General features: G+C 39.2%; 12 protein-coding genes. 8 read left to right on the forward strand and 4 right to left on the reverse strand.

What is annotated here, in order from left to right:
- Window positions 1–564: a DNA-3-methyladenine glycosylase I gene (locus PR725_RS13615; RefSeq protein ID WP_004266059.1), complete on the forward strand. Its 564-nt coding sequence runs from the start codon at window positions 1–3 to the stop codon at window positions 562–564.
- Between the two features lie 205 nt (window positions 565–769).
- Window positions 770–2,026 (forward strand): valine--pyruvate transaminase, encoded by a 1,257-nt coding sequence (locus PR725_RS13620; RefSeq protein ID WP_117162944.1) that lies wholly within the window; start codon window positions 770–772, stop codon window positions 2,024–2,026.
- A 319-nt stretch (window positions 2,027–2,345) separates the two neighbouring features.
- On the opposite strand, the gene PR725_RS13625 is transcribed toward PR725_RS13620, so the two are convergent.
- Entirely contained in the window at window positions 2,346–4,004 is a 1,659-nt protein-coding gene (locus PR725_RS13625) for a putative transporter (RefSeq protein WP_109912882.1), read from the reverse strand.
- A gap of 390 nt (window positions 4,005–4,394) precedes the next feature.
- Here PR725_RS13625 and PR725_RS13630 point away from each other — a divergent pair, with 390 nt between their 5' ends.
- Window positions 4,395–4,709 (forward strand): YceK/YidQ family lipoprotein, encoded by a 315-nt coding sequence (locus tag PR725_RS13630; protein ID WP_004266066.1) that lies wholly within the window; start codon window positions 4,395–4,397, stop codon window positions 4,707–4,709.
- Between the two features lie 302 nt (window positions 4,710–5,011).
- On the opposite strand, the gene PR725_RS13635 is transcribed toward PR725_RS13630, so the two are convergent.
- Window positions 5,012–6,340 carry a DUF3748 domain-containing protein gene (locus PR725_RS13635; RefSeq protein ID WP_110731463.1) on the reverse strand — a complete coding sequence of 443 codons (1,329 nt, stop codon included), beginning with the start codon at window positions 6,338–6,340 and terminating at the stop codon, window positions 5,012–5,014.
- A gap of 122 nt (window positions 6,341–6,462) precedes the next feature.
- On the opposite strand from PR725_RS13635, the gene PR725_RS13640 reads away from it, so the two are divergent.
- Complete coding sequence (locus tag PR725_RS13640; RefSeq protein WP_004266070.1) at window positions 6,463–7,077, forward strand: trimeric intracellular cation channel family protein; 615 nt, start codon at window positions 6,463–6,465, stop codon at window positions 7,075–7,077.
- Window positions 7,078–7,094: 17 nt separating this feature from the next.
- On the opposite strand, the gene PR725_RS13645 is transcribed toward PR725_RS13640, so the two are convergent.
- Together PR725_RS13645 and PR725_RS13650 are read right to left on the reverse strand one after the other, a co-directional pair.
- Window positions 7,095–7,358, reverse strand: coding sequence for a hypothetical protein (locus PR725_RS13645; RefSeq protein WP_196720008.1), 264 nt, complete (start codon window positions 7,356–7,358; stop codon window positions 7,095–7,097).
- A 243-nt stretch (window positions 7,359–7,601) separates the two neighbouring features.
- Complete coding sequence (locus PR725_RS13650) at window positions 7,602–8,819, reverse strand: NAD-dependent DNA ligase LigB (protein WP_272569406.1); 1,218 nt, start codon at window positions 8,817–8,819, stop codon at window positions 7,602–7,604.
- A gap of 336 nt (window positions 8,820–9,155) precedes the next feature.
- Here PR725_RS13650 and gmk point away from each other — a divergent pair, with 336 nt between their 5' ends.
- From gmk to trmH, 4 genes are read left to right on the forward strand one after another with little or no spacing between them, the layout of a single operon-like run.
- A complete protein-coding gene (gene gmk, locus PR725_RS13655) occupies window positions 9,156–9,779 on the forward strand; it encodes a guanylate kinase (protein WP_004266082.1) in 624 nt (207 codons plus the stop codon).
- Between the two features lie 56 nt (window positions 9,780–9,835).
- Window positions 9,836–10,111, forward strand: coding sequence for a DNA-directed RNA polymerase subunit omega (rpoZ, locus tag PR725_RS13660; protein WP_004262665.1), 276 nt, complete (start codon window positions 9,836–9,838; stop codon window positions 10,109–10,111).
- Between the two features lie 19 nt (window positions 10,112–10,130).
- Window positions 10,131–12,248 carry a bifunctional GTP diphosphokinase/guanosine-3',5'-bis pyrophosphate 3'-pyrophosphohydrolase gene (gene spoT / locus PR725_RS13665; protein WP_004266083.1) on the forward strand — a complete coding sequence of 706 codons (2,118 nt, stop codon included), beginning with the start codon at window positions 10,131–10,133 and terminating at the stop codon, window positions 12,246–12,248.
- Between the two features lie 22 nt (window positions 12,249–12,270).
- Window positions 12,271–12,984, forward strand: a complete 714-nt coding sequence (gene trmH, locus PR725_RS13670) for a tRNA (guanosine(18)-2'-O)-methyltransferase TrmH (protein ID WP_109912877.1) — start codon at window positions 12,271–12,273, stop codon at window positions 12,982–12,984.
- The last annotated feature ends 9 nt before the right edge of the window (window positions 12,985–12,993 follow it).

Below are 12,993 nucleotides of genomic sequence, written 5' to 3' on the forward strand. Positions count from 1 at the left end.
ATGGATACTCCCCTGACACGCTGCCATTGGGTCAATCAAGATCCTGAATATATCGCTTATCACGACCATGAATGGGGTAAACCCACTTATGACAACTTAGCATTATTTGAAATGATCTGTCTTGAAGGCCAACAAGCCGGGCTCTCTTGGTACACTATTTTAAAAAAACGCCAAGGATATCGTGATTTATTTCATCATTTCGATCCCGAAAAAATTGCATTAATGGATGAAGACGATATTGAGCGACTTATGCAAGATACTCGCATCATCCGTAACCGATTAAAAATTAATGGGATTATTGCGAATGCAAAAGCCTATTTAACCATGAAAGAAAATGGTGAAGATTTTTCCAGTTTTATTTGGCAATTTGTAAATGGTCAACCCATTGTCAATGGTTGGGAAAAACCATCGCAAGTCCCTGCGGAAACTGAAATTTCTAAGCTTCTTTCCAAGGCGCTCAAAAAACGTGGGTTTAAATTTGTCGGTTCGATCACTTGTTATGCCTTTATGCAGGCAACTGGCATGATAAATGACCATTTAGTGAATTGTTGCCAATTTAAATAAATTAGTTTTTATCGGTATAACTCATCGAGTAAAAAGAAAAATAAACTACCAAAGCATTAACATTACGATATTTTAGACCATTAAATAGATTTAATTTGATATTTTAACTTAAAAAAAGATAGAAATGAGTGGTTGAACTCTGAGATGCAGCGGAGTATGTTTTAAATTCCATTAACAATCTAATAAACATATGTGAATAAATGCGATGATATTTTCTAAATTTGGTAATAAATTTGCTCAAAATTCAGGTATTTCATTATTAATGAAAGACTTGAATGAAGGCATAAGAACCCCTGGCTCCATTATGTTAGGGGGAGGAAATCCTGCTCATATCCCTGAAATGGATAAGTATTTTCAAGATCTATTAGCTGAGATGTGTGCTAATGGCCAATTGACAGACACTTTATGTAATTATGATGGTCCTCAAGGTAAAGATGCCATGTTGAAAGCGCTTGCAGCAACGCTAAAAGCAAAACTAGGTTGGAATATTAGCGCGAAAAATATTGCCCTATCTAACGGCAGTCAGAGTGCTTTTTTCTATCTATTTAACTTGCTAGCCGGTCGCTTTGAAGATGGTATCACCCGTAAAGTGCTATTTCCTCTTGCCCCTGAATATGTTGGTTATGCAGACTCAGGTCTTGATGATGGCTTATTCGTTGCTAATAAGCCACAAATTGAATTTTTACCTAATGGTCAATTTAAATACCGAGTAGACTTCAACACATTAGAGGTTACTGATGATATTGGTGTGATTTGTGTGTCTCGCCCAACAAATCCGACTGGTAATGTCATTACTGATGAAGAAGTTGAGCATTTAGACCAACTAGCTAAACAACATAATATCCCACTATTAATAGATAATGCTTATGGTGTTCCTTTCCCTGGCATTATCTTCAGCGAAGCTACGCCATTTTGGAACGAAAATGTCATTCTTTGTATGAGTTTATCTAAACTTGGTTTACCTGGAACTCGATGCGGCATTATCATCGCTAACGAAGAAATCATTGAAGCTGTTAGTAACATGAATGGTATCATCAGCCTTGCCCCTGGTGGCATAGGCCCTGCACTTGCCTTAGAAATGCTTAAAAAAGATGACATTATCTCGTTATCTAAGAATGTAATTGGTCCTTTTTATAAGCAGCGTGTAGAAGAAGCCATCGAAATTATTCGCCGCTATATCCCAGAAGATAAGTGTTTAATTCATAAGCCAGAAGGTGCCATTTTCCTCTGGTTATGGTTTAAAGACCTACCAATTAATTGCTTAGAATTATACCAACGCTTAAAAAAACGTGGTGTATTGATGGTTCCCGGACATTACTTTTTCCCTGGTATTGAACAGGATTGGCCACATGCGCATCAATGTATGCGTATGAACTATGTCCCTGAGCCAGAAAAAATCGAACAGGGGATCAAAATATTAGCTGAAGAGCTTGAAAAAGCTTATCAAGAAGTAACCTGTTAGATTATGAAATAACAAGGGTTTTAACCCTGTTATTACAATAGTTAGGTAAAAAAAAAGCCCTTTCATGTAGAAAGGGCTAAAAATTAGCGAGAACTCCGTAATTGAAATCAAATTAACTTTTCAATACGAATATCATTCAAAACTATTAGAACATCTTTTCTATTTGGTCATTGCTTGAACAAAAGCACTTTTTGCCCCTATATATCGTGATACCTTTCATTACTCGCTTATACTCCAATTATCGAAACTCACTTATCACATTGAAAAAATTATAATTTTTAAAATTTCAATAAAATTTTGGTTGATCATCATATGGGTACTAAACAGCCCAAAATAAAATAGCCAGCAATTGAGGTGAAATAATTCTTAAAAACATCGCTAATGGATAAACCGTTGCATAAGATAATGCCGGAGCACCGCTGGTCGAATGTATATTATTTGCGAATGCTAATGCAGGAGGGTCTGTCATGGAACCCGCTAGCACTCCACAAAGGCTTAAATAGTTCATTTTGCCAAAAATTCGAGCTACTACACCTGTAATAAACAACGGTACAAACGTAATCAATAACCCATAGCCAATCCAAGTCAACCCATCACCTTTAATTAAAGTATCAATGAAGCCACCACCAGAATTGAGCCCTACCACTGCAAGGAACATGACAATCCCTAGCTCCCTTAACGCAAGGTTAGCACTCGGAGGCATAAACCAATATAAGCGCCCAATAGTCCCTATACGACCAAGAATTAATGCAACAACTAGTGGGCCTCCTGCTAGTCCAAGTTTCAACGCTGCTGGGAAACCAGGAACAAAAACGGGTATTGAGCCCAGCACAACCCCTAGCCCGATTCCAAGGAACACAGGTAACATTTGAACTTGCTGTAGTTTTTGTTTTGCATTACCTAATAAAGCGGTGACTGCTTCAATTGATTCAGGCCGACCAACAATATTTAAAATATCGCCAAATTGTAAAACTGAATTGTTATTAGCAACTAAATCAATACCCGTACGGTTTAATCGTGTCACAACAACGTCATATTTTTGTTTTAAATTTAAGTCCTTAAGCCTTTTACTTAGTACAGCATCATTCGTCACAACCACACGAACGGAATGTAAAATAGAGCTTGATGTAGACAGAGATGCATCAACTTCTTCGCCTAATATTAAGCGAACTTTATTTAAATCATCTTTTAAACCAACAACGTGCAATAAGTCACCTAAATGTATTTCTGTTGTGGGTTGAGGAACAACGAGCATATCTCCGCGTTTTAATCTTGAACAAACAATCGCTTCGCTACCAAGTAGTGGGATGTCTTGCATAATTAAGCCATCAAGATTGGCGTTACGAATGGCAATATTCATAGTCTGCAGAGAGTCGCGCTGTTGAAAAGAGGAATTATTAAATGCAGAAGCTTCTTTTTCTACTGAAATTCTAAAGATGATGCGTACTAACCACATCACCAGTAAGATGCCACAAATTCCCATAGGGTAAGCCATGGCGTAGCCCATTCCCATTTGGCCAATTAGATTAGGGTCAGAGCCTAAGTCAGTTAAAATTTGCTGACCAGCACCTAAAGATGGCGTATTCGTTACTGCCCCTGAAAAAATACCTAAGATAATCGGCAATGGAATATTTGCGACTTTATATATGATTGCTGTTACCACCGCACCTAAGACAACAACCATCAACGCGAAACCATTTAGTTTGAGACCAGAAACACGTAGAGAGGAGAAAAATCCAGGTCCAACCTGAATACCAATCGTGTATACAAACAGTATCAAGCCAAATTCTTGAATAAAATGCAGCATGTCTTTATTCAGTTGTAAGCCGTAACTTTGAGCAAAATGCCCAACGATGATCCCCCCAAATAGGACACCACCAATTCCCAGCCCAACACTACGGATCTTCCAATTACCAATCCATAGCCCTAAAGCAGCAGCTAACGCCAACAAACTTACAGTAAGAGCTAATTCACTCATAGACCGCATCCTTTTGACGACAAGTTACCCGTTAAACACACCCAAATAGGTGATAAAACATACTACTGAATCGATTATGCCAAATAGCATAAGGGTAATATGTGCCATAGAGCACAGTTCAGAATGAATAAATGATCTATTTTTTTAGAATTTTCAAACTGATAACAAATATAAAATAGTATGTCTTTATTTCTTAACGTTATTTATTATTCATCTAATAGATACTGAAGACAAACATTTTTAGTTAATAGATACAAGTAAACTATTAACTAAAAAAATACATACGGTTAAATAAAATAATAATATGATACTATTATTGTGAATTTCTTGTTTTTCGTTATTATAAGTCAATATTAGGAATAACAAGCTAAATACAGGTTAACAACGTCTATGCCGAGTTTAATTTCAATACGATTATGTTTCCTTATCGCACCGCTTATTTTGAGTGGTTGCTCGAGTATTATGACTCATGCAGGCCCATCAGAAGGTTATTACCCTGGTTCGAAAAATAGTATTAAAATGATTAAAGATGATGAAACTGGCTGGGTTGTTAAGCCTTTGCTTGCTATTGATTTACCTTTCTCTGTTGTTATGGATACTCTTTTAATTCCTTTAGATTACGCGAAATCGGGTAATGATGATAAAGCTGATTCACCAAAAAAACGCCTAGAAGAACTTGAAAAGAAAGATAAAACTAAAAAATAATTTAGGTTAAATCAAACGTTTGTAATTAAAATTTTACTGTGTAATAAATGTATTTACTAATACATTATTTTTAATCTAAGATCTGAGTAATCATTTATATAATACTTCTTTAATTATTATCTTATTTTGATAAGAACCATTTTTAACTAAATATTTTATTTATAAGTTTCTTTGTACTCAACATATGAATAATTAGCAATTAAGTGTTCTAAATACCAATTAGAGCCAAATCAAAACAATTACGAATAGAAAAGTTAACCAGAATTTTTGTACCCGTAATTGTAATAATCTAATTATTGCATTTACCGATTTAAACCGGTTTCTACTGTATAAATTTGCCTAAATCCATCAATATCACGCATAAATGCGATCAACTCATCATTAGGTGAAAATACAACTGCATCAACAACAGGGGCAAGCTCAGTCCGTTGCGTTAATTTTTGTATGGCTCCGGTCTCGACATGACAATACATGACACTATTGTCACGAATAAAGCAAATGTTCTGACCTTTACTATCCCAGCTAAAAGCAGACTGAATGGGTGAAGAAGCATGCGTTATTTGCCTTTGTATTCCAGTTAGCGTATCAACTAACCATAACTGAGCATTACCGCTATCATCATTCATTAAACAAGCGATCGATTTACCATCTGGCGAAGTTCTAAGCCAATGCCTAGGGGTTTTTGATAAACCAGGAAATTTTCTATTGTACGTATAGGTTAAGCGCCTTTGCTGTATACCTTTTGGTGGAGAAGGCATACTGGATTCTGTTCCTTGGATAGGTAATTCCCCCGCAACCATGTAATCCTCCGGCTGTGAAGGCAGATCGACAATGTAGATCTCAGGAATAATTTCTCCATCTGTAGAATGAGTATCGCCAATAAACACCAGCGCTCTTTCCTGCCACTTTCCATTCTCTTTTTGATAGCCTTTTTGGCCAACCCAACCCTCTTCATATGCACGGCTTATTTCATCGCTGCTTGGTTTAGGTTGTTGCGTTGTTCGCGTCACAACACAACAAAAGTAATCGCCATTATATTCTCGAAAATGTTTTTTAGGGCTCACATTAACGGGCCCAATAGGCACTGCAATTGCAACATTTCGTTGGTCTAATTGCACATCTAATTCATGCATTACGTGGTCGTTATAGGTAAAACTCAGCCACTTTCCGTCTGGACTATAAACATGGACATGAGTGCCTCCACGTAATGCACCCACTAAATAAGGAGGGGTAATACACATTGCATCAATTGGGTGAGCTACGTTTAATTGCTCTTCTTTGACATACACCCCTCTTCGATGGTGAAAGTCATATTGCCACTGTTCATCTGGATGCTCAGGACCATGGATAAAAGCATATTGAATTGGTGGTTGAGGACTTACCGTTACCACCCCAACGTGAGCCCCATGGCTTGCGTGATAAATTTCAACGGTCTGTAATGTTTTTACATGAATTTTTTCTATAGATAAACCAGTAAAAGAACTACCGTTTGGTCGTATATCATAAGCTAACCATTCGCTATCTGGAGTCCAAACATTAATGTTCGTTAGTTGATGGCTTCGCTCATCGTATGTTAAACGTGTTTCTTTATAGGGCAATTTATTATTCAATCTGTTATCCTTTGACATCATTTAATATCGCTATCGGATTATTTTAACTAATCTAGTTTAGTCAATACTAGAAAATCTCAGTCGAGAAATTTCACAAGTAATATTACCCTTTAGCAATAACCTTAGTCTTGAACAAAACTACCATGTTATTAAGTGTACTTTATATTATTGGTATCACCGCAGAAGCCATGACTGGAGCACTTGCAGCTGGCAGGCGAAAAATGGATGTCTTTGGCGTCATCATTATTGCATCTGCGACGGCAATCGGTGGTGGTTCCGTCCGTGATATCTTACTTGGCCATTACCCCTTAGGTTGGGTGGAACACCCTGAGTATATCCTGACTGTTGCAGGCGCCGCTATTGTGACAATTTGGATAGCGCCTATGATGAAACATTTACGCCGATTATTCCTCATATTAGATGCTATCGGGCTCATTGTATTTTCTATACTCGGTGCCCAAATAGCCCTCGATATGAACTATAGCCCGATCATCGCTGCCATCGCAGCAGTGATTACAGGTGTTTTTGGTGGCGTGCTAAGAGACATGCTGTGCAACACAATCCCTTTAGTTTTCCAAAAAGAGGTCTATGCTGGTGTCTCTTTCGCCGCCGCTTGGATCTATATCGGACTATTACAAACCCCTCTACCTAAAGATATTGTGGTAATTATCACACTCGTTGTTGGCTTAAGTGCAAGGCTAATAGCCATTCGTTATCGTCTTGGTTTACCTATCTTTAATTACGAAAATCAAGATTAGCCTCACTGTTTCAGCCATTAATCGTTTGCTATTGATGGCTGAGTAGCTTGCATATCTGACAAAATTCGCAAAATAGATTGAATTTCCGGTTCCGCTAACCATTTAGCTAATTTTTTCTTTTGCAGCTCAGTCAAATTTATACTGTTAACCCATGAAGAGTCATACAGCATACCTATATCATTCACCCTTTCTATTTGTAATTTAGGTAGTGGAATCGCTAGGCCTTTTAACCACAGCGAAATAGGTTGAGCCTTTGCCATTTTCAGTTGCTTTACTAACATTTGGTGCTTTTTACCTTTAGGTAAATCGTTTTGCCATTGTTCTGACAACCAAGTTGTTAGTTGAGTAAGATTATGCCTCTCTGCCCACTGGCGCCATGTAGCTTCATTTATGCCTCGAATACTGAGTTGTTTACCTAGCCATGTTAACCTTGCGACAAATTGCTGTGAGCAAGACTCCGTATAAGCCAGGCAACTGAGTGCATGAAATTGCTTGAATGTTGATACATTTGGATATTCGCGCTTCTATCGCCGCCAAACAACTTCTTCAATCTTTGGACTTCCAAGCCCTGAAAGAGAGACAAGTATTTTATCTCCAACAATTAAATCTCGTTTTTCCCATGATAATAACGAGCCAGCATTTACCTTTGAAATAGTTTTTGAGTCAATATTGATGGGGGTTATCTCGGTAACGACACTAACCCTTCCTGTTCTACCTATATTAAATTTGAGTTTAGTGACCTCTGATAACACACTACGTAATGGATATTTCCAGGCAATTGCCCAACTATTTTGTTTTGATTGCCAAGCTGATGCCGCTGGCGCTGGAAAATTTTTAAGTACTACACCATCAGTAGCAAATGGTAGTTGACCTTGATAATAGTATTCCCTCAGTTGCTTAGCTTGGGTTTTATTTTCAACTTTATGGCTATATTGCTCAGCTAACGGAAAACCTATCTCAGAAAGTAGTGTTAACTGTGTTTTTGGATTAGCATCTCCCGCAGGCCATGCCCAAATAAAAATACCAATATTTTCTTCGGGAACGGTTGGGGTATTTTTTCGCATTAACCACCCCGCAATTTTATTACGAGCGTTTACTCCCCCACTTTTAGCTTGAATATGCCCATTCATACGCCAAAATAGTTCACCTTGAAGGACTAACATCCCTGAATATTTAATTTGTTTAGGTATCGCAGGAATAAAGTCTGCTTTTGCTCGCCACTCTATTCCTTCAATGCTATTTCCTCGGCTAATCATAGAAACAAGCTTCCCATTCTTATAAACCAACGTTACCGCTACACCATCAACTTTAGGTTGCAACCAAATATTTTTACGTGTTTTTATCCAGTTATAAACCTCTAATTCATTGAGTTTCTTCAACCCTGTATGAGGAATAGGGTGTGTAGCTAACTTTGATTTTTCAGGTAGTTGTACGTCTGGTAACACTTCAGGGAGTTGCTGGCATCGCTGTAAAGAACGCCACAAATTAAAGAGCTGATCATAAGCTTCGTCACTAATGGAACTGCTACCAGCCAAACGGTAAGTTTGGTTCCACTGCTGTAATTGTTTACCTAGCCGATAACTCTCCTGCCTTATTATTTTACTATTTTGTTCTGCACACTGTTCATTAATAGCACCTTGCAGCGATGCTTGGGCAATATTAATACATACCATTACCCCAACGATTAACCCACCTAACCTATAAGCTGACGCTAACCAATAACCATACAAAATATAAATCATAACTATTCCTTGTTATAACTATTCCCAGTTATTACTAATCCATTGGGATGCCATTCCTTTAAAGTATTTTGCCCTCATTCGCTAAGCATGAAACAACTTCCCTTACTCTGCCTCCGTAAAATGAATTATTTGTAAAAAGCTTCGCAAAACGAATGTTGCTTTCATGAGTAATAAGTTAATTTCTCGAGTCTGTTCACAATTTAGTTACTAATCAAATTCATTTAATTAAAATTCATGATTTATTGATATCGCTGCATGTTGATGCAAGTCCGTGTATACTATGTCGGGTTTATCGCCATCTTTTATGTTTAATCCTCGACTATTCAAGAAATCATCATGATACAAGGCACGTTATATATTGTTTCTGCCCCTAGTGGTGCAGGGAAATCAAGTCTGATTCAGGCTTTATTAAAAACACAACCACTGTATGACACTCAGGTTTCCGTTTCTCATACAACTCGAGCTGCACGACCAGGAGAAGTTCACGGCGAGCACTATTTTTTTGTATCTGAAACTGATTTTTTACAAATGGTCGACAAAGGTGAATTCCTAGAACATGCATGCGTTTTTGGGAATTATTATGGGACGTCAAAACCCATCATTGAAGATGTATTAAACAGCGGTGTTGATGTTTTTCTTGATATCGATTGGCAGGGAGCGCAGCAAATTAGGGCTACAATGCCTGAAGCACGCAGCATTTTTATTCTCCCACCATCAAAAGATGAACTTTATCGTCGCCTAAGAGGGCGCGGACAAGACAGCGATGACGTTATTGAAAAACGTATGTCACAAGCAGTAGGTGAAATTGAACATTTCAACGAGTATGATTACCTTATTGTTAATGATGATTTCAATACCGCGCTGAGCGATTTACAATCTATCATCCGTACTGAGCGTTTAAAGTTAGAGCGTCAAGTTCAGCGACATGATGCTTTAATCAGCAAATTACTAGCAGACTGAGCATAGTTTCAGTATCATATCAGGTCATTTTTTTATTTCTTTGGAGTAGCACACTTATGGCACGCGTAACTGTTCAAGACGCAGTAGAGAAAATTGGTAACCGTTTTGACCTCGTATTGGTTGCGGCACGTAGAGCTCGTCAGTTACAAACGGGTGGAAAAGACCCTTTAGTTCCTGAAGAAAATGATAAATATACTGTTATCGCATTACGTGAAGTAGAAGAAGGTTTAATCAACGGTCACATTTTAGATGTGCGTGAACGCCAAGAACAGCAAGAGCAAGAAGCGGCTGAAATGCAAGCAGTTTCTGCAATCGCTGAAGGTCGTCGCTAATCACTAAGGTGGGTCTGCCTTGTATCTGTTTGAAAGCCTTAATTTAGTCATTCAAAAGTATCTTCCTAAAGAACAAGTTGAATTACTAAGAAAAGCCTATGTTGTTGCACGGGATGCCCATGAAGGACAGACCCGTTCGAGTGGTGAGCCCTATATTACTCACCCAGTTGCTGTTGCTTGTATTCTTGCTGAGATGCGTTTGGACCATGAAACACTTATGGCAGCGCTACTTCATGATGTGATTGAAGATACTCCAGCGACATTTCAAGATATAGAAGAATTGTTTGGTACCACCGTCGCCGGTCTCGTTGAAGGTGTATCCAAACTAGACAAGCTCAACTTTCGCGACAAAAAAGAAGCTCAAGCAGAAAACTTCCGCAAAATGATCATGGCAATGGTAAAAGATATCCGTGTCATTTTGATAAAACTGGCAGACCGCACTCACAACATGCGCACGTTAGGGTCACTTAGGCCCGATAAGCGTCGACGCATTGCACGTGAAACCCTTGAAATATATAGCCCGTTAGCCCATAGGCTAGGCATACACCACATTAAAACAGAGCTTGAAGAGCTTGGTTTTGAAGCGTTATATCCCAACCGTTATCGTGTTATTAAGGAAGTCGTCAAGGCTGCTCGCGGTAACCGAAAAGAGATGATCCAAAAAATTCTTTCGGAAATTGACGGTAGGCTAACCGAGGCAGGTGTTCCTTGTCGCGTAAGTGGCAGAGAAAAACATCTTTATTCCATCTATCGCAAAATGCACCAAAAAGAGCAACGCTTCCATTCCATTATGGATATCTATGCTTTTAGGGTAATTGTGAAAGATGTGGATACTTGCTACCGCGTTTTGGGTCAAATGCATAGCTTATACAAACCGCGCCCGGGGCGTATCAAAGACTATATTGCCATCCCTAAAGCCAACGGCTATCAATCGCTACATACATCTCTCATTGGGCCACATGGTGTGCCTGTCGAAGTGCAAATTCGCACAGAAGACATGGACCAAATGGCTGAGATGGGCGTTGCTGCGCATTGGGCCTATAAAGAGCAGGGAGAACAAGGTACTACTGCACAAGTTAGAGCTCAACGTTGGATGCAAAGCCTACTTGAGTTACAACAAAGTGCAGGTAGCTCATTTGAATTTATTGAAAGCGTTAAATCGGATCTATTTCCAGATGAAATCTACGTTTTCACCCCTGAAGGCCGCATTGTGGAGTTACCTACTGGTGCCACACCTGTTGACTTTGCCTACGCGGTGCACACAGATATTGGTCATGCTTGCGTGGGCGCACGCGTTGATCGCCAGCCTTACCCGCTTTCGCAATCCCTGACTAGCGGCCAAACTGTCGAAATTATTACCGCACCTGGCGCACGTCCAAATGCGGCATGGCTCAATTTTGTTGTCAGCTCAAAAGCACGAGCTAAAATTCGCCAGTTATTGAAAAACTTAAAACGTGAAGACTCTATTAATTTAGGTCGTCGTTTACTCAACCATGCCCTAGGGGCAGGAAATAAACTCACTGATATCCCTCAAGCCAATATTGATGCAGAATTAGCCCGTATGAAGTTGCATTCTATCGATGATTTGCTTGCTGAAATTGGGTTGGGTAATGCCATGAGTGTGGTTGTTGCACGTAATTTACAAAACAACCCACAAAATACACCGGAAGAACAGGCCGTTGTCGAAAGCCGCAATAAACTATCCATTAAAGGAGCTGATGGCGTTCTTATTACTTTCGCAAAATGTTGCCGTCCAATTCCCGGTGACCCAATTGTTGCGCATATTAGCCCTGGAAAAGGTCTGGTTATCCATCATGAGTCTTGCCGTAACATCCGTGGTTACCAAAAAGAACCCGATAAATTTATGGCCGTAGAGTGGGATAACGACACAGATACTGATTTCATTGCTGAAATTAAAGTCGATATGATTAACCATCAAGGTGCTTTAGCGAATTTAACTGCCGCTATTAATGATGCCAATTCAAGTATTCAGAGTATGAATACAGAAGAAAAAGATGGCCGTGTATATTGTGCCTTTATTCGCCTTACGACTAAAAACCGTGTTCAATTGGCAAACGTAATGCGGAAAATCCGTATTATGCCTGACGTTCTACGTGTTAGCCGAAACCGTAATTAACGACCATACCTAATTAATAACTATGAATGAACGCCGCTATCGCCGCATTTGCCAAATGATGGCGATGCGGCAGCCCGACCTAACTCTCTGCCTCGAAGAAATTCATAAACCGCATAATGTTTCTGCCATTGTACGCAGTGCCGATGCCGTAGGGATCCATCAAATTCATGCTATTTGGCCTGACCAACAAGTCAAACTGTCCGTTTCTTCTGCTGCAGGGAGTAATAGCTGGGTTAAAATTATTTCACACACATCCACCGAAGAAGCAATTTCCCAAATAAAATCACAAAACATGCAGGTTTTGGCAACTAACTTGTCGGAACATGCCGTTGATTTTCGTGAAATTGATTATACTTTGCCAACTTGTATTATGATGGGACAAGAGAAAACCGGGATTTCACAACAAGCCCTCGCATTGGCTGATAAACACATTATCATTCCAATGGCTGGCATGGTGCAATCTTTGAATGTTTCCGTCGCTTCTGCGTTGATTTTATATGAAGCCCAAAGGCAACGGCAGCAAGCGGGTATGTACGAGCGTGAACATTGTCTACTCTCACCTGATGAGCAACAAACCTGGTTATTTGAAGGCGGTTATCCTGTACTGGCTGAAGTTGCTAAACGTAAGGGACTTCCTCGCCCATTTATCAATAACCAAGGGCAAATTGAAGCTGATGACACGTGGTGGGCGCAAATGCAATTAACCGAAAAAATGAAAAGACAGCAGTTTGGTTAAATAAAAGGA

Origin of the sequence: Providencia sp. PROV255, from assembly GCF_028478065.1 — a bacterium.
Classification (GTDB): domain Bacteria; phylum Pseudomonadota; class Gammaproteobacteria; order Enterobacterales; family Enterobacteriaceae; genus Providencia; species Providencia rettgeri.